The 26,410-nt window shown below is 69.2% G+C and carries 27 protein-coding genes and 1 pseudogene; 8 read left to right on the forward strand and 20 right to left on the reverse strand.

The annotated features are described in order from the left end of the window. The 3 genes from GDJ97_RS07805 to GDJ97_RS07815 form a co-directional block, all read right to left on the reverse strand. The gene (locus tag GDJ97_RS07805; protein WP_152070735.1) at positions 1-603 is read right to left on the reverse strand and encodes a GNAT family N-acetyltransferase; all 603 of its coding nucleotides are present in this window, start codon (positions 601-603) and stop codon (positions 1-3) included. Between the two features lie 172 nt (positions 604-775). Continuing rightward, complete coding sequence (locus tag GDJ97_RS07810; protein ID WP_152070736.1) at positions 776-2,062, reverse strand: HAMP domain-containing sensor histidine kinase; 1,287 nt, start codon at positions 2,060-2,062, stop codon at positions 776-778. Further along, entirely contained in the window at positions 2,059-2,754 is a 696-nt protein-coding gene (locus tag GDJ97_RS07815) for a response regulator transcription factor (RefSeq protein ID WP_152070737.1), read from the reverse strand. Before GDJ97_RS07815 ends, GDJ97_RS07810 begins: the two co-directional genes overlap by 4 nt. Positions 2,755-2,903: 149 nt before the next feature. Here GDJ97_RS07815 and GDJ97_RS07820 point away from each other — a divergent pair, with 149 nt between their 5' ends. The 4 genes from GDJ97_RS07820 to GDJ97_RS07835 all read left to right on the forward strand — a co-directional run bounded on the left by GDJ97_RS07820 (position 2,904) and on the right by GDJ97_RS07835 (position 6,397). Continuing rightward, positions 2,904-4,043 carry an efflux RND transporter periplasmic adaptor subunit gene (locus tag GDJ97_RS07820; protein ID WP_152070738.1) on the forward strand — a complete coding sequence of 380 codons (1,140 nt, stop codon included), beginning with the start codon at positions 2,904-2,906 and terminating at the stop codon, positions 4,041-4,043. Position 4,044: 1 nt separating this feature from the next. After that, positions 4,045-4,851: an ABC transporter ATP-binding protein gene (locus GDJ97_RS07825; protein WP_152070739.1), complete on the forward strand. Its 807-nt coding sequence runs from the start codon at positions 4,045-4,047 to the stop codon at positions 4,849-4,851. Beyond that, a complete protein-coding gene (locus tag GDJ97_RS07830) occupies positions 4,848-6,056 on the forward strand; it encodes an ABC transporter permease (RefSeq protein ID WP_152070740.1) in 1,209 nt (402 codons plus the stop codon). Before GDJ97_RS07825 ends, GDJ97_RS07830 begins: the two co-directional genes overlap by 4 nt. Before the next feature lie 86 nt (positions 6,057-6,142). Beyond that, positions 6,143-6,397 (forward strand): hypothetical protein, encoded by a 255-nt coding sequence (locus GDJ97_RS07835; RefSeq protein ID WP_152070741.1) that lies wholly within the window; start codon positions 6,143-6,145, stop codon positions 6,395-6,397. A gap of 490 nt (positions 6,398-6,887) precedes the next feature. Here the strand turns inward: GDJ97_RS07835 and GDJ97_RS07840 are convergent, their stop codons facing one another. Next, a complete protein-coding gene (locus tag GDJ97_RS07840) occupies positions 6,888-8,171 on the reverse strand; it encodes an ATP-binding protein (protein WP_152070742.1) in 1,284 nt (427 codons plus the stop codon). Positions 8,172-8,483: 312 nt separating this feature from the next. Between GDJ97_RS07840 and GDJ97_RS07845 the strand changes: the two genes are divergently transcribed. The 4 genes from GDJ97_RS07845 (at position 8,484) to GDJ97_RS07860 (ending at position 12,394) form a co-directional block, all read left to right on the forward strand. Further along, positions 8,484-9,215 carry an ABC transporter ATP-binding protein gene (locus GDJ97_RS07845; RefSeq protein WP_118335736.1) on the forward strand — a complete coding sequence of 244 codons (732 nt, stop codon included), beginning with the start codon at positions 8,484-8,486 and terminating at the stop codon, positions 9,213-9,215. After that, positions 9,208-10,617, forward strand: a complete 1,410-nt coding sequence (locus GDJ97_RS07850; protein WP_152070743.1) for an FtsX-like permease family protein — start codon at positions 9,208-9,210, stop codon at positions 10,615-10,617. The genes GDJ97_RS07845 and GDJ97_RS07850 overlap by 8 nt, the downstream gene beginning before the upstream one ends. Positions 10,618-10,841: 224 nt before the next feature. Further along, positions 10,842-11,705: a histidine kinase dimerization/phosphoacceptor domain-containing protein gene (locus GDJ97_RS07855; protein WP_193221359.1), complete on the forward strand. Its 864-nt coding sequence runs from the start codon at positions 10,842-10,844 to the stop codon at positions 11,703-11,705. Continuing rightward, complete coding sequence (locus tag GDJ97_RS07860) at positions 11,702-12,394, forward strand: response regulator transcription factor (protein WP_152070745.1); 693 nt, start codon at positions 11,702-11,704, stop codon at positions 12,392-12,394. Before GDJ97_RS07855 ends, GDJ97_RS07860 begins: the two co-directional genes overlap by 4 nt. Before the next feature lie 197 nt (positions 12,395-12,591). On the opposite strand, the gene GDJ97_RS07865 is transcribed toward GDJ97_RS07860, so the two are convergent. The 16 genes and pseudogenes from GDJ97_RS07865 to GDJ97_RS07940 all read right to left on the reverse strand — a co-directional run bounded on the left by GDJ97_RS07865 (position 12,592) and on the right by GDJ97_RS07940 (position 26,204). Further along, the gene (locus GDJ97_RS07865) at positions 12,592-13,302 is read right to left on the reverse strand and encodes a response regulator transcription factor (protein ID WP_226808928.1); all 711 of its coding nucleotides are present in this window, start codon (positions 13,300-13,302) and stop codon (positions 12,592-12,594) included. Next, entirely contained in the window at positions 13,289-14,566 is a 1,278-nt protein-coding gene (locus GDJ97_RS07870) for a sensor histidine kinase (RefSeq protein WP_193221360.1), read from the reverse strand. Before GDJ97_RS07870 ends, GDJ97_RS07865 begins: the two co-directional genes overlap by 14 nt. A gap of 54 nt (positions 14,567-14,620) precedes the next feature. After that, positions 14,621-15,361 carry an ABC transporter permease gene (locus tag GDJ97_RS07875; protein WP_152070747.1) on the reverse strand — a complete coding sequence of 247 codons (741 nt, stop codon included), beginning with the start codon at positions 15,359-15,361 and terminating at the stop codon, positions 14,621-14,623. Between the two features lie 12 nt (positions 15,362-15,373). After that, the gene (locus GDJ97_RS07880) at positions 15,374-16,153 is read right to left on the reverse strand and encodes an ABC transporter permease (RefSeq protein ID WP_193221369.1); all 780 of its coding nucleotides are present in this window, start codon (positions 16,151-16,153) and stop codon (positions 15,374-15,376) included. Continuing rightward, a complete protein-coding gene (locus tag GDJ97_RS07885; protein WP_152070748.1) occupies positions 16,153-17,130 on the reverse strand; it encodes an ATP-binding cassette domain-containing protein in 978 nt (325 codons plus the stop codon). The genes GDJ97_RS07880 and GDJ97_RS07885 overlap by 1 nt, the downstream gene beginning before the upstream one ends. A 166-nt stretch (positions 17,131-17,296) precedes the next feature. Beyond that, positions 17,297-17,860 (reverse strand): annotated as a pseudogene (locus GDJ97_RS09860) (integrase core domain-containing protein); the annotation flags it as partial. A gap of 210 nt (positions 17,861-18,070) precedes the next feature. Continuing rightward, a complete protein-coding gene (locus GDJ97_RS07895) occupies positions 18,071-18,367 on the reverse strand; it encodes a Txe/YoeB family addiction module toxin (protein WP_152070749.1) in 297 nt (98 codons plus the stop codon). A 2-nt stretch (positions 18,368-18,369) separates the two neighbouring features. After that, on the reverse strand, positions 18,370-18,621 hold the full coding sequence (locus tag GDJ97_RS07900; RefSeq protein WP_152070750.1) for a type II toxin-antitoxin system Phd/YefM family antitoxin: 252 nt from the start codon (positions 18,619-18,621) through the stop codon (positions 18,370-18,372). Positions 18,622-18,795: 174 nt separating this feature from the next. Continuing rightward, entirely contained in the window at positions 18,796-19,806 is a 1,011-nt protein-coding gene (locus tag GDJ97_RS07905) for a histidine kinase dimerization/phospho-acceptor domain-containing protein (RefSeq protein WP_152070751.1), read from the reverse strand. After that, entirely contained in the window at positions 19,803-20,489 is a 687-nt protein-coding gene (locus tag GDJ97_RS07910; protein ID WP_152070752.1) for a response regulator transcription factor, read from the reverse strand. Before GDJ97_RS07910 ends, GDJ97_RS07905 begins: the two co-directional genes overlap by 4 nt. A gap of 112 nt (positions 20,490-20,601) precedes the next feature. Next, entirely contained in the window at positions 20,602-21,441 is an 840-nt protein-coding gene (locus tag GDJ97_RS07915) for an ABC transporter permease (protein WP_152070753.1), read from the reverse strand. Further along, entirely contained in the window at positions 21,441-22,274 is an 834-nt protein-coding gene (locus tag GDJ97_RS07920) for a bacteriocin ABC transporter permease (RefSeq protein ID WP_226808930.1), read from the reverse strand. Before GDJ97_RS07920 ends, GDJ97_RS07915 begins: the two co-directional genes overlap by 1 nt. Further along, positions 22,271-22,984: a lantibiotic protection ABC transporter ATP-binding protein gene (locus tag GDJ97_RS07925; protein WP_152070754.1), complete on the reverse strand. Its 714-nt coding sequence runs from the start codon at positions 22,982-22,984 to the stop codon at positions 22,271-22,273. The genes GDJ97_RS07920 and GDJ97_RS07925 overlap by 4 nt, the downstream gene beginning before the upstream one ends. A gap of 205 nt (positions 22,985-23,189) precedes the next feature. After that, positions 23,190-24,146 carry a choloylglycine hydrolase gene (bsh, locus tag GDJ97_RS07930; RefSeq protein WP_152070755.1) on the reverse strand — a complete coding sequence of 319 codons (957 nt, stop codon included), beginning with the start codon at positions 24,144-24,146 and terminating at the stop codon, positions 23,190-23,192. Between the two features lie 238 nt (positions 24,147-24,384). After that, positions 24,385-25,533 carry a cell wall metabolism sensor histidine kinase WalK gene (locus GDJ97_RS07935; RefSeq protein ID WP_152070756.1) on the reverse strand — a complete coding sequence of 383 codons (1,149 nt, stop codon included), beginning with the start codon at positions 25,531-25,533 and terminating at the stop codon, positions 24,385-24,387. Next, positions 25,530-26,204: a response regulator transcription factor gene (locus GDJ97_RS07940; protein WP_152070757.1), complete on the reverse strand. Its 675-nt coding sequence runs from the start codon at positions 26,202-26,204 to the stop codon at positions 25,530-25,532. The genes GDJ97_RS07935 and GDJ97_RS07940 overlap by 4 nt, the downstream gene beginning before the upstream one ends. Positions 26,205-26,410: the final 206 nt, after the last annotated feature.

Genomic DNA, 26,410 nt, shown 5'->3' on the forward strand with positions numbered 1-26,410 from the left:
CTACCGCACCGAGTCCCACTGGTCCGCGGTGACGAGGCGACAGACAGTGTCGTGCGACTCGCCCACGAGCGGGTAAGCCACATCCCTCTGTTCGAACGCCGGTGCCATACCGCACTTTTCCATCACCCGACCAGAACCATCGTTCGAGGCGAAGTGCAGGCCCCAAACGGCCGGGGCGCCCAAGGTTCCGAATGCGTACTCGAGCACCGCTCCGAGCGACTCCGTCATGTAGCCCCTGCCCCAGAGGGAGCGACCGATCCAGTAGCCCACCTCGAGCGCACCCTCGCCCGCGAGCCTGCCGAAGTGCTCCCGGAGCTCGGGAGCAGAGTCAAAGCAGTCCAGGAGCTGCGAGCTGAACGGCTTGAGGGCGATGCTGCCGACCGGACCGTCCCCTTCGAACTTCACGATGATCGCCCAGTTGTTCTCAACGGCGAGGACGTCCCGGACGATCCGTGCACTCTCATCGACGCTCGCGTGCGGAGGCCAGCCGGCGCGAGGGCCGACCAGAGGATCTGACGCGTATCGGAAGACCGACGCTGCCTCCGTGGCATCGTTCACGCGCCACGCCCGCAGCAGCAGGCGAGATGTCTCGATATCCCTCATTGGAAACCTCTGTCTCAGGACCTCAAGAGCGATTGCACGTCTCATCGGCAATTGTAGGGGTGAGCCCAGGCACCTGCCCCCGAGAGCGGCCGCCTACATATCTTCTCAGATTCCGGTCGGACGTCTTCGGCTGCACGTGCACCTTAGATGACAAATCGACCTGACCGGTTTGTCACCTCGCCGGGAGCTCGAAGGTGAAGGTCGTGAGGCGGCCGGGGTCGCTCTCGCAGGAGATGGAGCCGCCGAGGGCCTCGGCGCGGCGTCGGGCGATGGAGAGTCCGAGGCCGTAGCCCTCCGCGCCCGAGCCGCGCGTACGAGCGGCGTCGCCGCGCCAGAGGCGGTCGAAGACGCGGGGCACGTCGGCCGGAGCGATCCCGGGGCCGGTGTTGGACACCGAGACCGCGACGCGCCGCCCACGGCGGGCGGCGGAGACGGCGACCGACCCGCCCTCGTCGGCGTACTTGACCGCGTTGGCCACGAGCTCACCCAGCACGGCCGAGAGGTCGCCCTCCGCACACGCGACGACCGTGCCGGGGGCGACCGACGCGGAGAGGGACACCCCGCGCGTCGCCGCGCGGGCGGCGACGCGCCCGACGAGCCCCGAGGCGACCGCGGAGGCGTCGCAGGTGCCGACGCCGTCCGCGGCCGGCCCGCGCGCCGCGTCGAGCAGCCCGCGCACGAGGCCGTCCATCTCGTCGAGGTCCTGCCTCAGGTAGCCCGTCCAGCGCGCCTGCTCGCCGACGGTGCGGCCGGGGCTCGCCGTGAGGGCGTCGAGCGTGGCCGACATCGAGGCGAGCGGCGTCTTGAGCTCGTGGGAGGCGTCGGCCACGAAGCGCTCCTGGCGCTCCCAGGCCTCGGCCGCCGGGACGAGGGCCCGCGAGGCGAGCGCGCGGCACGCGACGGCGGCGAGCGCGGATCCCGCGAGCCACGCCGCGGCGAGCACGAGGCCGAGCGAGCGCAGCGCGAAGGAGGCCTTGGTCACGTCGACGAGCAGGACGGTGCCGCCCGCGCCGTCCCCGGCGGAGAAGGACTCGGCGCCGGACCCGCCCGCGACGGATCCGGTGTCCAGGCGCTCGAAGCGCCACTCCCGGCCCAGGGCCGTGACGGACCCCGAGGCGGCACCCTCCGGCACGGCGGCGGCCAGGGCGGCGGCGTCCGCGCCGGAAAGGCCCCCCGTCGCGTCGGCAGCCGAGCCGCCCGCCAGCGAGAGGCGCACGACCGGGTAGGGGCCCGCCACCGCCACGGCGGCCGCCCCGTCCCCGGCGAGCGGGGACTCGCCCGCGGCCTGCTGAAGCGCCGCGTCGGCCTCCGAGGCATACCCGCGCGCCGACCAGAGCCACGCGCCGGCCAATGACGCGGCGAGCACGAGGGCCATGAGGGCCGAGGAGGCGAGGGCCATCCGGCGGCGCAGGCGCGCGAGCTCGGGAGGAAGGGCGCGCCGCCCCTCCCGCGCCCTCACCGCGCGCCCCCGGCCGAAGCCTCCCGCAGGGCGTAGCCGGTGCCGCGCACGGTGGCGACCTCCGCTGTGGCCCCCGCCTCGGCGAGGCGCAGGCGCAGGTCGTGCACGAGCACCTCGAGGCGGTTGCCTCCGCCGGCCGTCCCCGGCCCCCAGACGCGGTCGATGAGGTCGCGCTTGGCGACGACGCGCCCGGGCCTCGCCATGAGCTCGGCGAGCAGCTGGCACTCGCGCGCCCTGAGCGCGACGGCGGCGCCCCCCGCCGCGCGCAGCTCGAGCGAACCCTCGTCGAGCTCGAGGCCGAGGGCGTGCAGCGGCCCCGCCTCCTCGATGGCCCGGGGCCGGCGGCAGACGGCCCGGACGCGGGCGAGCAGCTCCTCGGCGTGGAAGGGCTTCACGAGGTAGTCGTCGGCTCCGGCGTCGAGCCCGGCCACCCGGTCGGGCACCGCGTCGCGGGCGGTGACGAGAATCACCGGGGTCGCGTCGCCGGCCTCCCGCATGCCGCGCAGCACGTCAAGGCCGCCCATGACGGGCAGCATGACGTCGAGCAGCACGCAGTCGTAGGCGCCCGCGGCGGCGAGCTCAGCGCCGCGCCCGCCGTCCGTGGCCACGTCGGCCGACCAACCCTCGCCCCTGAGTATCTCGGCGACCGCCTCGGCGAGCCGCCACGCGTCCTCGACCACGAGAACCCTCATGCCTCCCCCTTCCGCTTGGAACCGCGCGCCCGCGATGCTACGCGGGCTCGCTGAGACGGGGCTGAGACGCCCCTCAAAGGTTCGTCTCAGCTTGCCCGCCCATAGTGGCCGCCGTCAACCGAGGCCGAGAGGAAAGGAAGGCGCGGCACATGGAGCACACGATTCGGAAGGGAGGGGCGGCGGCGCGCGGGCATCGGGCCGCCCGCGTCGCGGCGTCGCTCGCGCTGGCCGCGGCCGTCGCCGGCGCCTCGGCGTGGCTGTCCGCCACGCTGCTGTTCCCGGCAAGCGACGCCAGCGCGGCGCCCGACACGAAGGCGGCGAGGAGGGGCTCGCTCACCGAGACGGTGACGGGAACGGGCAAGCTCGCCGCCGCGTCCTCGGCGGCGGTGACGGCGCCCGTGGACGGGACGGTCGCCGAGGTGAAGGTGACCGAGGGCCAGCAGGTCTCCGCCGGCGACGTCCTGCTCACCATCGCGAACCCGCAGCTGGACCAGGACGTCGACGCCGCGCAGGCTGCGCTCGCCTCGGCCCAGGCCGACCAGCGCGCCGCGGCGGGCGACCTCAAGCGCGCCAGGGCCGCGGCCAAGGACGGGACCGACGAGTCCGCCGCCGCGCTCGACCAGGCGCGCGCCGCCAGCGAGAAGGCGGACGCCCAGACGACGGCCGCAGAGCAGGCGCTCGAGGCGGCGCGGGCCAAGGCCGACGCCCGCACGGTGCGCGCGCCGGCCGCCGGCACCGTGATGTCGCTCGCGGCCTCCCCCGGGACCTCCGTGCAGGCGCAGTCCGGCACGGCCCTCGCCGAGATCGGCGACCTCACCAAGCTCAGGGTCTCCCTCGCCGTCAACGAGGTGGACGTTCCGGAGGTGGCCGTGGGCCAGAAGGCGGAGGTGACGTTCCCCGCCATCGACGGACTCAAGCTCGAGGGCACGGTGACGGACGTGGCGACGCAGGCGACGGCGGGCAAGGAATCGGGCTCGGTCGTCACCTACGACGTGGGGCTGCTCGTCGACGCTCCCGACCCGCGCCTCAAGCCCGGCATGAGCGCGAGCGCCGACATCGCCGTCCAGACGCTGGAGGACGCGCTCGTCGTCCCCGCGGGCGCGGTCGGGACCGACGCGGACGGGAACTCGACCGTCGAGGTGTGGGTGCCGGGCAAGGACGGTGCCGAGGGCAGGACCGAGACCCGCAAGGTCAAGGTCCTCCTGAAGACCGACGACGGCGCGGCCGTCGAGGGCGACCTGACGGAGGGCAACCAGGTGGTCACGTCGGCAGCGAAGGGCGGCGAGTGAGGTGGCGCGCCCGAGCGGCGCGCCCGCCGCAGCGCACCTCCCCGCGCCGGGGGCCGTCCCGGCCATCGAGGCACGCGGCCTGACGCGCTCCTACGCGAGCGCCGCCGGCCCCGTCCGGGCGCTGCGCGGCGTGGACCTCAGGGTCATGCCCGGCGAGTTCGTGGCGATCATGGGGCCCTCGGGCTCGGGCAAGTCCACCCTCATGAACGTGCTCGGTCTGCTCGACCGCACGGACGCGGGGACCTACCTGCTGGAGGGTACGGACGTGTCGTCGCTCACGGACGCGGAACTCGCCTGGGTGCGCGCCGGGCGCATCGGCTTCGTGTTCCAGAGCTTCAACCTCCTGCCGCGCGAGACCGTCCTCGACAACGTCTGCCTGCCGCTCGCCTACGCCGGGGCGCCCCGGCGGGAGCGGCGGGAGCGGGCGATGGCCGCGATTGCGGCGGCGGGCCTGCCGGAGGGCTACGCCGGGCATCTCGCCCGCGAGCTCTCGGGCGGCCAGATGCAGCGCGTCGCCATCGCGCGGGCCCTCGTGGCCGACCCGGCGATCGTGCTCGCCGACGAGCCGACGGGCAACCTCGACTCGGCCACGGGAGACGCCGTCATGCGCACGTTCAAGGTGCTCTCCGCCACCGGCCGCACCGTCGTGCTCATCACGCACGACGCGGGCGTGGCGGCGCGGGCCGGGCGGGCCCTCACCCTGCGCGACGGCCTGGTCTCCGAGGGGCTCAGGGGCGCGGACAGCCGCGCGTATGGCAGGGAGGCGCTTCGGGCGCTGCCCTCGCCGGCGGAAAGGGGCCCGCGATGAGGCCCGCGGACGTCTGCCGCGAGTCGGTGCGCGCGCTCGCCCACAACCGGGGCCGCACCGCGCTCACGGCCCTCGGTGTGGTGATCGGCATCGCCGCGGTCATCGCCATGACGGCGCTCGTCACGGGCGTGCGCTCCGCCATGGCCGAGCGGCTCGGGCTCTCGCAGGCGCGCGCCGCCTCCATCGCCTACGCGGGCGCCGACGCCCTGGGGCTCACCGAGGCCGACGTGGCCGCCCTCAAGGCGGCGGTACCGGGCTTCGAGATCCTCTCGGGCTCGGTCTCCACGACGACCTCTGCGACGTGGGGCACCGAGGCCGTGAAGGACATGGGCGTGCTCGGCGTCTCCCCCGACTGGTTTGAGGCCGCCTCGGCGAGGCTCGCCGCGGGCAGGCTCCTCGACGCGGCGGACGGGGAGTCGGCTTCGCGCGTCGTGGTGCTCACCGACGGCCTGCTCAGACAGCTGGAGGGCGAGTCGGCCGACCCGGTCGCGGCCGTGGGACGCCGCGTCACCATCGCGGGCACCCCCTTCGAGGTGGTGGGCGTCCTCGCCGACGCCGGCGCGGCCTCGGGGCTCTCGTCGGCGATCATGCCGCTGCGCACCCTGCGCCAGCGCGTGGGATCGCCCGAAGGTGCCGACCTCTACACCTCCGTCCTCGCCTTCGCGCGGGAGGGCGAGGACGTCGATGGTCTCGCCCGCGAGGCCACGTCCGCCATCGAGGCGCGCAAGGGAGGGTCGGGCAAGGCCTCGGTGTGGCCGATGAAGGCGGCCATGGAGCAGTCCGACGCCGTCATGGGCTCCTTCCAGCTGCTGCTGACCTGCATCGCGGGGGTGTCGCTACTCGTGGGCGGTATCGGAATCATGAACATGATGCTCACGAGCGTGACGGAGCGCACCCGCGAGATAGGCCTGCGCCGCGCTCTCGGCGCGAGGAGGTCGGACATTGTGGCGCAGTTCCTGCTCGAAGCGGTGCTCGTGTGCCTCGCCGGCGGGGCGGCGGGCATGGCCGCGGGCTACGCCGCCGCCTGGGGGTTCGCCGGCATGGCGGCCCAGATGGCGGGCTCCGGGGCGATCACGCCACAGGTGCCCGCGGCGGTGGCCGGCAGCACCGTGGCGGTGTCGGCCGCAGTCGGGGTGGTCTTCGGGCTCTACCCGGCCTGGCGGGCCGCCAGGCTCTCGCCGGTGGAGGCGCTCAGGCACGGGTAGCGCAGCCGGGAAGACGAGCCGGCAGCGCGGCCGGATGACATAGACAGGACAGTTCGGACAAGAACTCACGAGAGAGAGGAAAGGCAATGGAAGAGAGGACGAGAAAGTTCAACGCAAAGAGAATCGTGGTCGCGGCGCTGGTCGCCCTGGCGCTCGTCGCCGGGGGTGTCGCCGCGGGATGGTTCATCACCAGCCGGGACGCGACGGGATCGGGCGGCGACCAGGTGACCGACACCCAGTCCGTCGGCGGCGGCCCGGACTCCGGGCAGATCCCGCCCGACGCCAAACAGGTACCCGAGGACCAGCTCCTGGGCGGCGGGGAGGTGACGTTCTCGAGCTAGGGCGTCCAGTTGAAAAAACAGGTCCCATGGCAACATGGTTGCCATGGGACCTTCAAAATAGACCCAAGCATTCAATCTAAAGCGTCAGTATCTCGAGTGACCATTATGAAACTGAGTGTGTGCAACTCAGAATCTCTATCCCATTCAAATTGAGCCATGAGTTTTCTTCAGTAGCTTTCGCTCTAAAAGCACCAAGCCAATCGATTCTCCGATTTCAGCGCACCCAAGAGATCTGTCCACCGTATCGGTTAACGCCGATTCCGGAAAGAAGCCTGATTCCAATATTGAAGATAGACATAGAAACGCTAATAACATCAAAGCATGAACGAATTTGTACTGTGTTTTTGATATCGAATCGGAGAAACGATTCTCTACGATGTAATTATCTCCATAGCTAACTAGATATCCACTGCCTACTGCCGCCGGAAAAGCAAATGACCATATTGGGATTCCTTTATAGCTAGATTCTATGATTAATGAAAAACTCCTTCTAGGCCAGTAGTGGCCTTCTTTGCAAAAAGAAATCCATAACATCTAAGATACGAATCCCGTCAATCTCCCTTGGATAACTCCCCCGGGCAGCAATTACGTATTTCGGATATGCATCCCGTATGGCGCGCAGCGGCCTAAGCTCACGCTCCATGGTGGCCGAGTCAGTCATATCCTCGGTTACCTGAATGTACGCACGCCCGTCTGACCCCGACGCCACGAAGTCCACCTCACCTGAGCGCAGCTTTCCAACGCTCACCTCAAAACCCTCGTGGCGAAGCTGCAAGTAGACCATGTTCTCAAAGACACGCCCCTGATCGGAATCACGGTAGCCCTGCAGATAGTTGCGGATTCCCGTGTCCACGATGTAACGCTTTCCACCTGTCTTCAGGAGATCCTTGCCCTTGATGTCATAGCGCCGAACAGGATAGAAGAGATACGCCTCATCAAGCGCCCCCATGTATGCGTCAACAGTACCGTTCGCAGCCTTGATGCCGTCAGCTCGCAACGCTCCGGCAATACTGTTGACCGAATTCTCGTTACCGATATTGTCTGCAAGGAAGCGGCATGTCCGCTCCAGCAAATCAGGGCTTGTGAGCTGTCTGCGGCCACGCCTGCGATCGCGCTCGAGAATATCCCGGATGACGACCGTCTCGTACAGGGATCTACAGTAGGCCCTATGCGCTGCCTCATCCGGCGCACCCAGGGACAGGTATGGCAGCCCTCCGTAACGACGATAGCGATCGAGCAGGCCGGTAGCCGTGGTAAGCGTACCATCCGGCAACTCGAAGACATCCATCCCAGCCGCAGCGCGAGAGGACAGTGACGCTCCCTGGAAATCGAGAAACTCCGAGAAGACGAGCGGCAGCATCTCGACCTCCACATAACGCCCCGAGAGCAGCGTGGCAAGCTCGCTCGACAGCAGATAGGCGTTGGACCCCGTGATATACATATCGCAATCAAGGTCAACGTGCAGGGAATTAATCGCGCGCTCCCAACCCTCGATCTCTTGGAGCTCGTCAAAAAAGAGATAGGGATGGACGATTCCCTCTGTCCGTTTGCGAACAAGCTGGTAAAGCCCGCGATAATCCAAGCCATCAAACTCCATGGACTCCATCTTGAACGTGAGAAGTCGCTCCCGGGAAACGCCCTCCCTTGCCAGATGCTCGCGCATCATGTCCAGAAGGGTCGACTTCCCGCAACGACGAACCCCCGTAACGACCTTGACGAGGTCTCGATCCCGAAAGGCGAGAAGCTGGTCAAGGTACTTTTGACGGATAATCATCACGCCTCCATGTGAAAGATCTTCATCTAATGCAAATTTTTAACATTGTAATCTAGAAGCTCTCAGAATCGAGGGAGATGCGGCGCGATTCATTTTTCGGCTCCTTCCTCGACGCAGCTTATGACCTCCACTTGCAACTGTATCCCCCACCCACGCTGGTGTGGTGGCACCAGAACCGAGACCGAGACTGCCATCTGGAGATGGCAACCGACTGGCGCGCGGCGTCGGGGCGCACGGGCGGTGGTTCCATGGGTGGCGTCGAACGGACGAGTCGGTGGGCGCGGAGCGCCCGCCCGAAGGGAGGTGCCGCGCATGGCTGCGGCGGAGGTGAGGGCCGAGGGCGTCAAGCGCTGGGCCGACACGGGCGAGGAGCGCGTCCCGGTCCTCAGGGGCTGCTCGCTCGCGGCCGCGGGCGGGCTCACGGCGATCGTGGGGCCGTCGGGGGCGGGCAAGACGAGCCTCCTGTACTGCATGAGCGGGCTGGACGCCCCGGACGAGGGTCGTGTGCTGGTCGCGGGCCGCGACCTGTACGCCATGGGCGAGGGCGCCCGCACCCGCTTCCTGCGACAGGCTGCGGCGTTCGTGTTCCAGAGCTACAACCTCGTCCCCTACCTCACGGTGGAGGAGAACGCGACCCTGCCGATCGCCCTCGCGCGGGGGAAGGTCGACCGCGGGAGGCTCCGCGACCTGCTCGGGCGCTTCGGCCTCGCCGACCGCGCGAAGGCGCCCGCGGGAGGGCTGTCCGGCGGCGAGCAGCAGCGCGCCGCCCTGGTGCGCGCCCTGCTCTCCCGCCCGGCGGTGCTCTTCGCCGACGAGCCGACGGGGGCCCTGGACACGAGGAACACCGCGCTCGTCCTGGGCGTCCTGCGTGAGATGGCAGACGCCGGCACGACCGTGGTCATGGTCACGCACGACGTGGACGCCGCGGCGACGGCCGACCGCGTGGCGTTCGTCCGCGACGGGCTGGTGACGCGCGTGGCCGGCCACTGCACGCCCGAGCAGGTGCTCGCCGGCACGCGGGAAGGGGCGATCGGCCGTGGGTAGGTACGCGCTCAGGATATTCCGCGAGGACCTCGCAAGCTGGGTCCCGATCGTGCTCGTGATCGCCGCGACCTCCGCCCTCGTGGGCGTGTGCGCGAACCAGTTCGCCTGGACGTCGTCGAAAGCCTTCGGCGCGGCCGCCGGCGCGGCGGGGCTCTCCGCCTTCGAGTTCCAGGCGGTCTCGGTCACCGTGTACGCCGAGGTGGCACTGCTTGCCCTCTTCTCGCTCTCGGCGGTGGGCGCCGCGACGGTGGAGCGCTGCCGCCCGACGTTCGCGCTCTGGCGGCTCATGGGCGCCACGCCGGGGCAGGCGGGGCGCGCCGCCCTGCTGCTCGTGGGCATCGCCTCGGCGGTCGGCTCGCTCGCGGGGAGCCTCGCGTCCGTGCCGCTCTCCGCCCTGCTCGTCCCCGCGTTTGACGGCATGGCGGCGGAGAGCTTCAGCGGCGGCCTCGGCTCCTTCACGCCTCCGCCGTTCTCCGCCTCCCCGGCCGCGTGGGCCCTCTCCTTCGCACTCAGCGTCGCGACCTGCATGCTCGGCTCCGTCGCGGCCGCCGTGCGCGCCGCACGGGTGAGGCCCGTGGATTCGCTGCGGGGAGGCCGCGCAGGAAGGCGGGGGCGGGGCGGCCACCCCATCCTCGGGTGGGCACTCGTCGCCTGCGCCCTCGCAACGCCCCTCGCCGGCCTCCCGGCGGCAGAATCAGCGGGCGGGCAGCTCTCCCAGGCCATGGCGAACCTCGTGGCCCTCGCCGGGCTCCTCTCGTTGCTGGCGATGGTGGCCTTCGGGGCGCGCGGCGTCCGTGCCGCCCTGCGTGTCGCCGGCGTGCTACCCGCCGCGGTGCGCTCGCCCGTCGGCCGGCTCGCGGCGCGGGCGGCGACCGAGCTCGCCTCGCGCAACGCCTCGGCCATGGTGCCGCTCGCCGCGGCGGTGGGCGGGGCAGGGGGTATCCTGCTCACGACCGCCCGCACCCTCGAGGCCGTCATGCGGCGCCTGGGGTTCTCGGGCTCGTTCGACATGACAGACACCTACGCACTGATCGGCCTCGCCGCGGGGTTCGCGCTCGCCACCGCGGTCGCCGTACTCGCACTCTCGGCAAGGGACGAGGGGAGGCACCAGGCGCTGCTGCGCACGCTGGGCCTCACGCCCCGGGGCGTGGCGGCGGCGGTCGCGTGGCAGTCGGCACTCGTCGCCCTGGGCGCCGTGCTGCTCTCGCTCGTGCCCATCGCCTGCTCCTCCTTCGCCGCGTTTGCCCTCACCTGGATGTTCTGGGGAGCGCCCGCGGCATACGCGCCGCTGCCAGAGGCGCTGGCCGCAGGCGCCGTGGTCTGGGCCGTCCTGCTCGCGGCGCGCTGGGCGCAAGTCCGCGGGGCCGTCCGCTCCTCGCCGGCGGCGGGCCTGTGCTCATAGGGCACGGGGGAGCCGGCGGGACGGACCGCGTCCTGCGGAGACGGGGCTGGACTACGTGCTGTCGCCCGCATGGTGGACGCTCGTCGTCATCGCCTGCACGCTGCTCGTGGTGGCTGGGGTTGCGCCCCTCTCCCACCTCCTCACCGGCAGGTGGTAGGTCACGGCCCCGCCCCGACGGGTACAAGAACTGGATGCGCGAACGGAGTGACCGAGGGGGCGCGGGAATGAGAGCTGTCGACAAGGCCGGGCGGCGCCTCGCGCCGCACCTCGCGCCCCGTCTGCTCGCGGCGCCCCTCGCGTGCCTGCTCTACGGGGAGGCGACCGTCATCACGGCAACGATCGCCCCGGCGATACCCGGCGACGTCGTGCAGCGGGCGGCGAGCCCGGCGACCCTCGCGCTCGCCGTGGCGGCCGCGTCCGCAGCCCTGCTCTGGCGGACGGCCCTGCCCCTGGGGACGCTCGCGCTCGAGTCGGCCGCCCTCGTCGCCGCCACGGTGGCGGGCCTCGACAGCTACGCGGTGGCCCCGTTCCTCGTGGCGGCGTTCGCGGCCGGGCGGCACGCGCCCTTCCCGCGCTCGCTCGCCGGGCTCGCAATCGCCTGCGCGGCCATGGCGGTGAGCGCCCTCGTGGCCGCGGACGGGTCGGGACCCGCCGCGCTGGTGGCCGAGATCGCGGCGCGCGAGCTCACCGCGGGCTCAGCCTTCCTTCTGGGCGGCTCCCTGCGCGGCGCGCACGACGCCCGGGAGGCCAGGGCGCGCGCCATGGCCGCCGAGGCGCGCCGCGACCAGGCCGAGCGGCAGGCCCGCATGGCCGCCTCGCTCCATGACTCGGTGGGCCAGCGGCTCACCGCCATCGTGACGCTCTGCGAGGGGCTGGGAGGCGGCACCGGAGACGAGCGGGTCGATGCGGCGGTCGCCGCCATCAACGCGGAGGCGCGTGCGGGGCTCGCGCAAACCCGCGAGACGGTGCGCGAGCTCGCCGGCCTCGTCGCCGACGCGGAGGAGAGGACGGGCGGCGGGCCGATCGAAGCGGGCTGGGGCCCGCGGGGGCAGACCCCCGATGATGACGGCGGAGGGAGCCCGGGATGATACGCGTGGTGGTCGTTGACGACCAGGCCTCGGCGAGGATGGGCCTATCCATGATGGTGGGGCGCGACCCGGGGCTCTCCGTGATCGCCACCGCCGACGACGGAGGGGCGGCGCTTGCGGAGCTCGCGCGCCGGAAGGATGCCGGCGAGCCCCTGCCCGACGTCGTCGTCTCGGACGTGCGCATGCCCGGGACGGGCGGCGTGACGCTCGCCCGCGAGGTCGCCTCGCGCTTCCCCTCCGTGCGGACGCTTTTGCTCACGACCTACGACAGGGACGACTACGCGCTGGGCGGGCTCGCCGCCGGCGCGGCCGGGTTCCTGCTCAAGGACGCCACCGCCCGCGAGCTGTGCCGGGCCGTCCGCGAGCTCGCCGCCGGCGGCGCCGTGCTCACGCCCCGCGTGACGCGGGAGGTCGTCGCCCGCGCCGTCCCAGGTGCCGCCGAGGACCCCGAGCGGGTCCGCCTCCTGGAGGCGCTCTCCTCGCTATCGCCCCGCGAGCTCGAGACGGCGTCCCTCGTGGCCGAGGGGCTCTCGAACGAGGAGGTCGCCGCGCGCATGGTGATGGAGCCCGCGAGCGCCCGGAGGAACGTGAGCCGCGTGCTCGCCAAGCTCGGGCTGCGCGACCGCACTCAGCTCGCCGTGGCGTGGTGGAGGAGCGGGATGGGGTCGCGGGGGTCGCGCGAGGGGTAGGCGACGGTGACTCACTCGTGAAACCGCATATCAGGTGCCCGAGGACCAGCTCCAGGGCGGCGGGGAGGTGACGTTCTCGAGCTAGGAGCGACGGCTCGAACCCCGCTAAAGAGAGTCGTCCATGACGAGGGGCGCCCGCGGCGATTGCCGCGGGCGTTCTTTCACGCCTGCACCGCCTTTCGCTTTCAAGCGCCACCTCATAGCCCGGCCTGGTACCACTTGACGGCTATCTGGGTGCGGTCGCGCAGGCCCAGTTTGGCGAGGATACGCGTGACGGCGCGCTTGGCGCTCGCGGGCTGGACGGTGAGGCGCTCGGCGATCTCGGCGTTGGAGAGGCCGTCGGCGACGAGGGCGCAGACCTCGCGCTCGCGGTCGGTCAGCCGGCGGAACGCGCTGCGCAGCTCGGCCGCGCGCTTATCCTGACCGGAGGCGCGCACGCTCCGGGCGAGGACCTCGCGCGTGACGCGGGGCGTGAGCACGGCGTCGCCGTCGGCCACCGAGCGGACGGCGCGGCAGAGCTCGCCCGCGCGGACGTCCTTGAGGAGGAAGCCGGAGGCGCCCGCCTCGAGCCCGCCGAAGGCGTAGTCGTCCTCGTCGTAGGTGGTAAGCATGAGCACATAGACGTTCGGCCAGCGGCGGGTGATGGCGGCGGTGGCGTCGATGCCGTCGAGGACGGGCATGCGCACGTCCATGAGGACGACGCGAGGCAGGTCGCGCCCGAGCTCCTCGGCCCGCTCGATGCGGTCGATGGCCTGACGGCCGTCCTCCGCCTCGAGCACGATGGCGAGGCCCGGGTCGCGCCGCACCATGAGCGCGAGGCCCAGGCGGGTCTCGGGCTGGTCGTCGACGATCATGACGGGGATGCGCGCGGACGCGGCCGCTCCCGCGATGCCGCTATTCGTCGCCATCGGGCTCCCCCTCCCCTTCGCCGGCCCCCACCAATGACGGCAGATGCGCCTTGAGGCACCAGCCGCCCTCGCCGACCGGACCGGCGGAGAGGGTTCCGCCCGATTCCCCGACCTCTCTGCGCAGGCGGGAGAGGCCCATGCCGGTGCCCGGACCCCCGGCCCCCTCGCCAGGGGTTCCATCGTCGCGGATTGCGACGTCGGCAGAGCCATCCCCGCCGTGGTCCACCGAGACCGTGAGCCGCGAGAGCCCCGCGGCGTGGCGCAGCGCGTTCGTGACGCCCTCGCGGCAGACGCGGAAGGCGAGGCCGGCCTGGGAGGGGTCGTCCGGGCGCACGCCCGTCTCCGTGAGGGCGGCCGTGACGCCGGCGGCGCGGACGGACCCAAGAAGAGCGGCGATCTCGTCCCAGCGATGCCGCTCGGCCGGCTTCTCGGTGGGCGCGGAACCCGGCAGAGCGGATGGCGCCGCCGTGCTCCTCGCCTCGCCCGCCAGCGCCCGCACGGCGCGGCGCGTGTCGGCGAGCCCCGAGCGCGCCAGCTCGTTGATGCTCGCGATGGCCCGGTCGAGCTGCTCGTCCCCGGTCGCGCCGGCGAGCCCCTCCGAGAGCGCGACGATGGCCGTGAGGTCGTGTCCCACGGAGTCGTGCAGCTCGGCGGCGATGCGGCTCTTGGCGAGCGCGCGGTCGCGCTCCGCCTCGGCGCGGGCGGCCGCCTCCGCCTCCCGGAGGCGCTGCAAGCGGAAGCGCGAGAGCAGCGCCGCCCCGAGCACCAGCATGAGCGGGTACCCGATGCCGGCGAGCGACATCGCAAGCGAGGGGGAGGGCGATGCGGAGGCACCCGCGAACCCGTCGACCACGGCGGAGAGCGCGACGGTCGCAACGGCGGCGACGCCGCCCGCGGCCGCCTCGCGCCGGGGCGCGCGGGCCACGCAGGCGTAGAGCGCGACGAGCGGGAGGAAGTACACGTACGCGAGCGCGCCCATCACCGAGGCCAGCAGGCCAACGACCGACTCGAAGAGCACAGAGACGACCGGAAGGCGGTAGCGCAGGAACAGCGCCGCGCAGCCGACGGCCATGAGGACGAACAGGGCGGCCTGGGACGAGGGCGCCGACAGCGAGGGGTCCGCCCCCGCGAACACCACGCGGGCGAACATCGCCGCCTCCCACGCCACGCAGAGCACGGGCGCGGCGAGCCGCAGAAGGGGCGCGTCGTCCCACGCGTCCAACGGCGCGGCGGCGCCGGAAAGGCCCGGCCCGCATGGCCTCACGTCCAATCCCATCACCTCACATCCCGACACCACATTGTACGAGCACGCCGGGCGCTACTTTGCCGCGACGACGTCGCGCGTGCGGAGCCAGGCCGAAGCGAAGGCGACCGAGCAGGCCACGTAGACGACGCTCAACACGGCGATCTGGGCGATGTGCGGCGCGTCGAGCACCACGAGGGCGTTGCTGTTCATCCCGGACTGCATGAGCGCGTACGGGAAGACGTAGCCAAGGCCGCCCATCGCCGCCATGATCCCCAAGATCCCGCCACCCAGCCCGACGCCCACCGGCACGGCGAAGTTGCGCACGAGCATGGAAACGACGAGCTGTATGCCGCAGATGGCGAGGCTCCCAATCCAGCCCAGCACCACCTGCTCGGCGAACGACGCCACCGGGAAGGCGCCGGGCACGCGCAGGACGATGCCGCTCGCGACGAAGAACGCCGTCATGGCGGCGAACGCGACGAGGTCCAGGAGGGCGAGGACGACGAGCTTGGCGATGAACACGTCGCGCGCGGGCACCGGGGCGACCATGAGCTCGTTCCAGTTGGAGCCCATGTGCTCGAGCCGCCACAGGTAGCTCGCGCCCGCGCCGATGAGCGCCGGAAGGAAGAAGTAGCAGATGAACAGGGTGTGCTGGGTCCAGAGGTTCTCCCAGCCGGGCGTGAGGAGGTCGAGGTTGGCCACGTAGTTGGCGCTCCCGATGAGCGCGGAGACGGCGGGCAGCGCGGCGAAGGCGGCCCAGACGGGCGCCCGGCGCATCTTGATGAACTCGGCGGATATGCAGGATGCAAGCATGATCAAACCTCCCTACAGCTCGCGGGCGGCGAAGGCGCGCCTGGAGGCGATGAACGCGGCGACGGTCACGGCGACGCAGACGGCGAGCCCCGCGGCCGGGAACGGCGCCGCCCAGAACCTCATGTGCTGCGAGGCGTCGTAGGCGCCGTCGACGAGGCGACACACGAAGAAGTACGCGCTCGGCACGAACCAGCTGAACACCGGAGGCAGGTAGGCGATGAAGAGCCCGAGGAAGCACAGGCCCACGCCCACGATCATCGGCGCGAACTGGTTGGCGGTGGCGAGGCAGACCGCCTGCACGATGGTGATGAGCATGGCGCACACGACGAACGTGCTGAGCGCGTAGCGGGCGAGCAGGGCCGGCCCCGGCAGGTTCTGTTGGAACCCGATCCCGTACGCGACCGCCGCCACGCCCGCCGTCTGGACGCCCACGACCACGGCGAGGATCAGGAGGCACGCCGCCCACTTGGCCGCGACCACGCGCCGGGCGTCCTCCATGGTGAGCAGCAGCTTCCACATGTTCGCCCGGTTCTCCACGTCGGTGACGGTGGAGGCCACGATGGCGCAGAGCAGCGGCAGGACGATGGCGTTCAGCTGCGGCAGCATGTAGAGGATGCCGTCGAAGTCAGGGTTGTGGCGCACGGTGTTGGAGGCGCCCGCGACGAGCCAGGCGAACTGGAACGCGAGCAGGCCCAGGCTCGCCAGCCACAGGTGCTTGCGACGGGCCTTGGCGAACTCGAGCGCGACGGACGCGGCGATGCCGGGCTGGCCGGCGTTGGTGGCGATTCCCATCAGAGCGTCGCCTCCATCCCCGTGAGCTTGAGGAATATGTCCTCGAGGCTCTCGCTCCGCTCCTCCAGCCGCACGACGCCGATGCCGCGCCTGGCGAGCCCGAGCGTCACCTGCCCCGCAGTCGCGTCGTCCACGGCCTTTATGCGCAGCCACTCCCCGTCGGCCACCGTGCCCGGCAGCACCCCCGCCGCCGCGGCGTTGTCCGTGGTGCGCAGCGCGAGCCAGCGCCGCGCGCGGGCGTGCAGGTCGGCCATGCTTCCCTGCCAGACCATGCGCCCCTTGTTGATGATGCCCACGTAGTCGGCCATCTGGTCTATCTCGGAGAGCAGGTGGCTGCTCACGACGACCGTGCAGCCGAAGCGCTCGGGCATCTCGCGGATGAGCTGGCGTATCTCGTGGATGCCGGAGGGGTCGAGGCCGTTGGTAGGCTCGTCCAGGAGCAGCAGCCTCGGGCGGCCCATGAGCGCGACGGCGATTCCCAGTCGCTGCTTCATGCCGAGCGAGAAGTGCCCGACGAGCTTCCCCTGGGTCTTCGCGTCGTCCAGGCGGACGACCGAGAGGGCCTCGTCGATGCAGCTCTCGGGCAGCCCGCGCAGCCGCCGCACGATCTCGAGGTTCTCGCGCGCCGTGAGGTGCGGGTAGCAGCTGGGGGCCTCGATGAGCGAGCCCACTTCGCGCAGCACCTCGAGGCGGTTGTCCGGGGTCATCTCCCGCCCGAGCACGACGGCCTCGCCGCCTGATGCGTGCACGAGCCCGAGCAGCATCTTCATCGTGGTGGACTTGCCCGCCCCGTTGGGGCCGAGGAAGCCGTACACCGCGCCCTCGGGCACCTCGAGGTCCATGTCGTCCACGACCGTCGCGTCGCCGTAGCGCTTGGTGAGCCCGCGGGTGGATACGGCGAGGGACTCGCCCGAGGCGGCCGGCGCCGGCGCCCCCTCGACCGTCCCCGCCGGACGTTCCAGTACCTGAGAAGTCATATCGTGTCCCCTTCTTGTGAATGCGTTCGCACGCGCCGTCTCTGTCGGCGCGGTTACATTCTTTCACGGAAGGGGCACGGAGCCGGCGCCGCTGGGCCGGTTGACACCTTAGGGTGACAGCGGATTTCAGACCTAGCTGTTGCGTGCCATGACGTTGTTTACGCCGTGGATCCGTGACTCGGGGCAGGTCCCCGCAGGCGCCGTGCGGCCTGCCCCAATTGCAGTGGCCCATGCAGGCCCCCAGAGCCTCCGCCCTGGAGGCCTCGCTCCCCCACGCCCGGGCGTACCGCCACTCCCGCGCGAGCGTCCGGTTCATGCGCTCGACCCTGCCGTTCTGCCAGGGGCTGAAAGGCCTTGTGTGCTTGTGCCTGACGCCGCGGGCCTCCAGGGACTCGTTGAAGAGGCGGCTGCGGTAGCCGGGCCCGTTGTCGGCCACGACGCGCTCGACGGCCACCCCGCGCGAGGCGGAGAAGGCGATCGCCGACGCCGCGAGGGCCTCGCAGACCCCGTCCTCGACGTCGGGCGGGGTGAGCTTCGCCAGCGTGCGGGGGCGGCTCGGGCGGTCGGCCATCGGCTCGCCGGCCCTCGCCCTCGCGAGCCATTTGCCGGCGGTCCGCCTGCTCACGCCAACCTGGCGCGCGACCTCGGACACCGGCTCGCCGGCCTCGATGCGCTCAACCATGCGCTCCCGCCCCTTGGGCGTGAGCCTTGCGCTGGGATGCTGGGACATGGGAGGGTCCCCGCCGTAAGCCTAGACAACTCACAGCTTGGCGGGGCGCTCCCTGTCTGTCACCAGCTTGGCGTAAACAACCTGTTGGCTTGAGCAGCTAGGCCCCACGCACAGGAACGGCAGAAGCCTCAAAAATGTCAGGCGTGGCCCCGCTCATCCTCTCGCCAAGCGTCGATGATGTCGATGAGGGTCGCGTCCAGCGTCCAACCGTTACCGCACCCCGTCATAATGCGTCCACATGCGAACGACCTTGACCGTTCCCTCATAGAGAGTGCCGCCCCTCTCAATCTCCCCTTTGATCGTCTCGTAAACGAAGCGGTGTTGCAGGCTGATGCGACGGGAGTAGAGGCCAGATAGATTGCCAACGAGGGCCTCATAGCGCGGAGGAACCTTGAAGGGATCCTCCCGCACCGCCGCGACAAGCGCCTTCGCCTTGCCGGCAAGCCCCGCCGCCTTGAGTTGCCTTGCATCCTTCTGGGCCTGCTTGGTGAACACGACAAGCCACATGGCTACCAGTCCAGCGCGTCTTCGGTGGCGCAAATCTCGACCGGCTCCGCCTTCCCCGCAACAATCGACTCGGCAACGCCGGGAATACCCATGAGATAGAGCGTCTCCTCGATAGAGGCCCACTCATCCTCTCCGACGAGCACAGCACCCTTACCGCGACTGTTCGTGATGACCACCGGAGCGCAGTCCTCGTTGACGCGCGTGATAACGTTGTACAGGTCCTTGCGTGCCGCCGTTGCCGTAATAGAAGTCATGCGGCCTCCCTTCCCAAAAGCGTACGCTTTTACGTACGTTTATGGTAAGACGGGGAGACAAGGGTGTAAAGTCCCCTCGCTGCGCACACCCACATCCAATATGGATGAAGAGTCGGCTGGGACAGTCAGGCATCCCCGTCAATTGGTTCTATTTCACTGTTGCGCACTTCGAGCTTAGCCTCGCGAATCCGCATCGGGTTCCAACCGCCCCTCGCCGTCCCGCTCACCCTCCTGCCAGGCGGAGATGATGTCGATGAGGGCCACATCAAGCCGATGCGTGGCATCGAGGATGGCGCGGGCCTCGTCGGCCTGCTCGCCTTGGAGCCTCTCCTCTTCGAGATCTGCGGCGAGGAGCTCGGCGTTGCCCTGGACGAGGGTGAGCGGGGTCTTGAGCTCGTGGGCGAGCGTCTCTATGCGCTTGTGCCGGGCCTCCTCAGCCGTCATCTGCTCCTCAAGGGACCGCTTCAGCGAGACTCGCATGCGCTCCATCGCGACGAGCACGTCGTCGACCTCGGCCACGTCGCTCGTGCCGGCGGGCTTGTCGAGGTCGTCGGCGGCAACGGCATTTGCCGCCGCCACGAGCGGCTCCATCTTGCGCGTGAGCACGCGGGCGGCGCGCAGGGCGACGAGAACGACCATGAGAACCGTGCCGATGATGGTCGAGGCGAGCCAGAGGTCCTGGGGGTTCGGCCAGGACGCGTCCCGTGCGCGGTCGGCCCAGTGGGGCATCATGTCCCAGGAGATTGCCGCCCAGGTACCATCGGCGAGCTTCACGGCCGCCACCTGCTCGTACGAGCCGGACGAGACGTCGGGGCCGGGGCGGGCGGACGTCTCACCGGCGGCAGCTGCGGAAGAGACCGACGTCTGGGCGCTGGCGAGTGCCTCCTCCCCCATGTTCGAGAAGAGGACGCTGCCCACGGCCGAAAGCTGCGCCCCGCGGTATGCGGTGGAGAGCGAGTCGGGATCAAGATGACCCGCCGAAGCGATGTCGCCGACAGTCTCGTCCGCATGGGTCGAGCCCCAGTCCGCCGGGAGCACCTCGCCGCGCGCCATCGCGCCGAAGAACAGTGCCCAAGGTCCGCCCACGGTCAGCAGCGCCCCGAACAGGACGAGGACGAAGTAGCGACCGACTACGAGGGCAAGCGGGACGCGAATGCGGCCGTCCAAACCGCGAAGACGGCTCATCTCCCCGCCTCCCACTTATATCCGACACCCCACACGGTGGCGATGGGGTCGACGCCCGCAGCCCGGAGCTTGGCACGCGCCTTGCCCACGTGGACCGAGACGGCCGCGTCATCCGCCTCGCTCTCCCAGCCCCGCACCGCCTCGCGAATCTGCGACCGGCTGTAGGCGCGACCGGGATGCTTGGCGAGAAACTCGCAGATGCCATATTCGGTAGGCGTGAGGGGGACGGGCGCGCCGGTCGAGCCGTCGGGAGCTGTCACGCTGAGCTCGCGCGCCCCGAGGTCGAAGCGTGCACGTCCGAGGTCGAGCACGCTCCGGCGCACCCGGCGCTCGCGGCGGAGCGACGCCGTCACCTTCGCGCGCAGCTCCGCCACGCCGAAGGGCTTGCGCACGTAGTCGTCGGCGCCGAGGCCGAGGCCCAGCACCGCGTCGTCCTCGGCGACCTTGGCGGTGAGGAACATGATGGGCCCGTCGAAGCGCTCCCGGACGAGGCGGACCAGTTCGAAGCCATCGAGACCGGGCATCATCACGTCCGTGAGGATAAAGTCGTAACGAGAGAGATCCATCGCAGGGACCGAAGTCGGGTCGTCGGCGCACTCGACCTTGTGACCGTCGCGGGAGAGAGCCCGCTCGAGCAGCTGAAGTATGGAACGGTCATCGTCGACCGCAAGGATGCGGGCCATCACACTCCCCCTCAATAGCGGATTTGCTCGTTCCATCCTAGTTCATGTTACCCGTGCGAGATCGAACGATGGCAGACGCGTGGCGAGCGGAACGGCAGGCACCCCCGCGAGCTCACTCGCCCTTCCTCCCCTCTTCGAAGAAGCCAATCCAGACGAGAAGGACGACAAGGCAAATCGCCGTGACCACCAAGGCAAGGACAGAAGTCACCTCGAGCTGCCAAATCACCGCGCGCAAACCAGCATCCGTGGCCAGTCCAAGTTCTACGAGGAGCGACCCCAACCGCTCCGCCCAGGCGAACGGCACGTAGCCGAGCACGCCCGACGAAGCCGCGGTGAGCTCACCAGTGACGAGCCCGTGCGCAAGACCGCCCACGGCAAAGAGGGCGCAGGCGAGCCCCGCCGCGCCGACGCCGATGGCGGCGTTCCTGCCGAGGGCGAGCGCGAGCCAGACCGACACGACGTAGAGGACGAGTGACCCCGCCGCCATGCCCACGGCAGCGCGGGCGTAGACGCCCGCCGAGAACCCGTCGCGCCCGAAGGCCCCGAGCACCGCCGAGAACGAACCGAGCGCCACCGCCACGGCGATGAAGCCGAGCAGCCACAGCACGAGCACGCGCGCCGCAAGGGCGATGCGCCTCGACGGCACCGCGAGCAGGTTGGCAAGGCCGGACGCCTCGCGCTCACCGTCGACATCCAGGCCGCACACGATCGCGACCATGAGGGGCATGAGCGCGCCGATAAGCTGGACGAACGCGTCCGTACCAAGGCGCGGATCCCACGGCGCCACGCCGAAGTATGCCCCGCAGGCAACGCCGGCGATAAGGCCGCACGCCAGGTGCAGCGCGATCAACGGGGAGCGCCTGAGCCGCACGCACTCCGAGAGCACGGCGCGCCATAGGGACATCCGGGACGTCTGGCCAACGCTCGAGCCAACATGCCTTCCGCTTCCCATCACAGTTCCTCCGATCCCCTGAACCAGACCGCACCGACGACCGTAAGCATGACGAACACCGCCGCGCAAACCGCGAGCGCCGCCGCCTGAACAGGCCCGAAGGACCCAATCGCAGCCGCGAGCTCGGGCGACGCCGAGAGCGGCTCGGCCGTGGGCAGCACAGGCAAGAAGGCGCTCGGCATGATGACGGAGGCCGCCGGCGGAAGCGCCCACCACAGGCCTCCCACCGCGGACCACGCGAAGCCCCCGCCGATCTGCACCGCAAGCGGCGCCAGCACGCCAGCGAGCATCCCGGCCCGGCAGACGAGGAAGAGCGTCACCGGAATCATCCACGACGTCGCGATGACGCTCGTCACCGCAGCGGACGCCATCGCGGGGACCGATGGCCCGCCCGGGTTTACGACGGCACCCACGAGGTACACGGCGAGTACGCAAGCGTTCGAGAGCGCCGAGAGCGCGAGGCACCAGAGCGCCTTCGCCCACCAGGCCCGCCCGAGCGGAGCCGGGCTGGAGAGCGGCACGTGACCGCGCAGCCGCGCATCGTAGTTGGCCACACACGCGGAGATGAGCGTGAGCGCCACGGGCAGGAGCAGCACGTAGTAGTAGTTCCACGCCGAGAACGAGAGCTCGGCGCTCATGCCGAAGCGCCCTGAGAGCGGGCCGAAGAGCAACGGGAACGGCAGCGCAAGCGCGATGGCGACCTTGACCGGCGCCCCGTGGGAGCTCTTCAGCGCCTCGGAGCGCAGGGCGCGGAAGAGGCCGGGACGGCGCGCTGACCCCGCCTGCGGCACCGGCCTCGCGACGCGCTCGGACACAGCAGCAGACCGGCTCATGCGGCCACCCCCGTCCGTCGGCACACATCCATGAACAGGGCCTCGAGGTCCTGGCCGGCCTGCAACGGTGCCTCATACGCAAGCCGCCCTCCGACGATGATGCCGATGTCGTCGGCCGTCTGCTCCACCTCGCCCAGGATGTGGCTCGACACGATGACCGTGATCCCGCGCGTGGGGAAGCTCCGGATGAACCCACGCAGTTCCTCGATGCCGATGGGGTCGAGCCCGTTCGTCGGCTCGTCCAGGATGAGAAGCCGCGGGCTCGCAAGCAGCGCGATCGCGATGCCGAGCCGCTGCTTCATCCCCAGGCTGAAGCGCCCGGCGCGCTTGGACCCGGTGTCGGTGAGGTCGACCGTCTCGAGCACCTCGTCGATGCGACCCTCGGGGATGCCCAGCAACGTGGTGCGCACGAGCAGGTTCTCGCGCGCCGTGAGGTTGGGGTAGAGCGGCGGCTGCTCGATGAGCGAGCCGATGGAGTATAGGTCGCCGCGGCTCCAAGGATGCCCGTCGACCAGGATCTGCCCCGAGGTGGGGCGCAGCATCCCCGTGACCATCTTGAGCGTGGTGGACTTGCCCGCGCCGTTGGGGCCGAGCAGGCCGTACACGCGCCCCTCCCCCACGTGCAGGCTCACGCCGTCGACCGCCATCTGCGCGCGGCTGCCGCGGCCGAACCGCTTCGTGAGCCCGCGCGTCTCCAATACGTATGCCATGAGAGCCTCCATCCCTAGGATTACCTACTTGCAATTCCTAGGGTGAGGGCCGTTTCTAAAGAAGCGTTAAAGACCGGAAGATAAACTCGCGATAGCTGCCCGGGACAAGGGTCAACTGCAATTGGGGCAGGCCGCACAGCGCCTGCGGGGGCCTGCCACCGATGTCGCGCATCGTCGGCGTCAACAACGTCATGGCACACAGCAGCTAGCGCATGGGGCGCGTCTGGATCTCGATGCCATCCTGGTCGAAATCGGACATGGGGAAGGCACGGATTGCGAAGTCGTCGTACGAATTGACGTAGTACGTGTTCGTGGAAGATGAATATCCGCTGGTGAACAATGTCTTCTCGAGTCTTCCATCGGATACGGCCGCCGTTCCCTCCACCATCTGGACGCCGCCCAGGGTGTGGAACAGACGGGAAACGTTCTCGCGCTCGTTATCCTTCACCGGATAGTGCGCGTTCGTGTAAGCCGCGCGCACGAAACGCGAGGGCGAACAGGCATCTCCGGGGATGCCGCGCATGCTCACGCCCGCGCCCCAAGCGGCAAGCTCCTGTCGGCCCCACGAGACGGGTGCCGCAAACTCGGGCGCGCTCGTCATGTAGTTGCGCAGGTTCTCCAGATGCCAGCCGAATTCCGGCTGGTTCGCAAGGGTGTCCACCGTGTTGTCGTACACGTGCAAGCCCGTCGCGGTGCGTTCGATGACGATGGAACGACTAGCATCGGCGACCATCCAATGCAGGAACGATTCGGGTTTTCCCGGCACCACCAAAGATACGATGTCGGTATGCTCGAGCGCCGCAGCGAGCTCGTCTACCGTCTCAAAGTTCCGACAAATCCAATACGGGAGCTCGAAGGTGGCGACGCTATCCACCCCATCGACGGGCTCATGCGGAAAGTCCGCGTAACCGGGGAAGTTGAGGCCCGCCACGGCGAGACCGCGCTCGTTAGCGCAATCGAAGTACAGGGGGCGACCCTGGGCGCACACGCCCACGCCCACAACGGCGAAGCCTTCCGCGCGCTGCGGCGCCCCAAGGACCGACCGGTACGGCAAGTTTCGAGGCGAGAAGACGATGCTCTCGCCGTACCCGCACACCCAGTCGAGGTTGCGCCCAAAGTACATCGAACCGTCCGCGCCGTTGAATCGAATTGACGTGCACATGGCAAAGCTCCTTCTCCTGCATCCTTATTTAGCTTGCTTATACCCGGCACACTTCCAATAATTCTGCAGCAGGTCTTACCCACGCCCATGAGCAGGCTACTCGACGCCACACTCCATCCCGTCCTCACACGTACCCGCGCCCGAACCGCCGATTTCACGTCCAGTCGCAAAGCGGGTCCCATGTCCGTTAGGCTCCTCCAAAGGCCATCTACGCGCCGCGCAGTCTCGTGCCCACGCGTCACACAGTCGAGCGGCACTCCCCAACTGGAAGCTCCACGCGCATGACAGTGCCGTCCTCAGAGCTCGCCTCGACCTCCACCGTACCGCTATGAAGTGCGGCAATTTCCCACACGAGCGAAAGCCCCAGCCCAACACCCCCGTACTCCCTGCTACGGGACGAATCAACGCGAAAGAACGGCTGAAAGACGCTCTTCCTGAACTGATTGGGGATTCCAGGTCCGCAATCCTCGATCCGCAGAACAACGCGCCCGCCCTCCTCGCAGGCGGAGACACGAACCACTGTGCCGGGTCGGCTGTACCGAATTGCGTTCTCGACTAGGTTGAACACGAGCCGATACATCAACGTGTCACTGCCGATCAGCAGGGCATCCCCGCTACGCTCAAGGGAGACATCCTTCGCCTCAGCGAGGGGCGCAAGATCGGCGAGCACCTCCTCGAACATCGGCGCCAACTCAATCCGATCGTCGCAGGGCACGCTGTGGAGCTCGCTCATCTCGAGCAGCGTCTTCGTCATCTGCGACATCTTCTCGGTCTGCTCCTGCAGAAGCCCGAGGAATGCAGCTTCCTCAAGCCCCACGTCGGGGTGCTCGGCAGAGAACAGCTCGACCTGCGCCTGCATGAGCGCAAGCGGCGTTCGCAGCTCGTGCGCGGCATTCCCCGTAAACTGCCGCTGTGCGCTAAAACCTTCGTCAAGGCGGTCGATCATGCTGTTGAACGACTTGCTGAACTGCTTGAACTCAGGCAGCACATCCTCGCTGATCTTCATGTCCGCAAGGTTGCTCGGCTGCACGCTCTCAACCTGCGACGCGAAAGCCCGCAGCGGCCTGAGCGCACGGCCGCTGACGAAATACGCCAACACGCCTCCAAGCAACGTCACCGCAACCGTTATAAGCCAATTGGTCGTGCTGAAGGATTCCTGCGCGTTGCTCACAACAATCGTGAGCTCTTCGTCGAGCTCGCGGTTGTCGGGATCGAACGACGCAGCGGCGCCATCGCCGATATCACCGCATGCCGATATGCCGCTGCCGATCGAGTCCATATATCGCATCCCCGAATACCCAATCAGGCAGTTCATCAGCATGCACATTACGCACACGAGAAGGGCCGTCATCAACGTGATGCGCCACTGCAGCGAGAGCCTTCTCATTCGACCTCCTCCATGACGTAGCCCTCCCCTATACGATTGCGGATGGGGTCGCGCCCCAAAACGCCGCGCAACTTCTTCCTCAGAGCCGAGATGTGCACCCTGATCGAGTTGCTGAAGTTGTTCACGCTGCTATCCCACACGTGTTCGAGCAGCTCCTCCTGGCTGACCGGCCGCCCCTGGTTGAGCATCATGTATTCGAGTATCCCGGTCTCCTTCCGTGTGAGAGACAAAGCCTCATCGCCTGCAAAAGCCCGACGCGCCTTTGTGTCAAATGTCAGATTTCCGCAGGTCAACAGCACGTCGTTTTGCGTAAAGCGCCTGAGCGTGAGAGCGCGTATTCTCGCCGCGAGCTCTTCGAGGTGAAACGGCTTCGTTAGGTAGTCGTTGGCTCCCGCATCAAGGCCGGCCACCTTGTCAGCAACCTCGCTGCGCGCCGAGAGGACGAGCACCTTGGTCTCGCAGTCGGATTCCCTCAGCGTCCTCAGCACCGTCATGCCATCCGCTCCGGGAAGGTTCAAATCGAGCACGACAAGATCGAAGCTCTCGACGGCAAGCAGATCAAGCGCTTCCCGCCCATCGTGGCAGCAGTCAACGCTGTACGCAAGGCGCCTCAAGCTGCGTGCGATCGCATCGCACAGCGACCACTCGTCTTCAACAACCAAAATGCGCATGCAGACCTCCTCGCATAGATGCCATCTCTCTTAACACGGATCTTATAGGCGATATGTTCCAATGGATCGCGGAACGGAAGGAATAGGCTCATTTCTCCCGAAAGGAGGACAAAACCATGCGTCGAAAAGCACTGCCGTTCCTGCTCGCGGCGACATTGGCTCTTGGCGGATACGCCGCCTTTCAGCAGATCGCCTCCAAAGAGAGC

Source organism: Collinsella sp. AK_207A (assembly GCF_902501965.1).
Classification (GTDB): Bacteria; Actinomycetota; Coriobacteriia; order Coriobacteriales; family Coriobacteriaceae; genus Collinsella.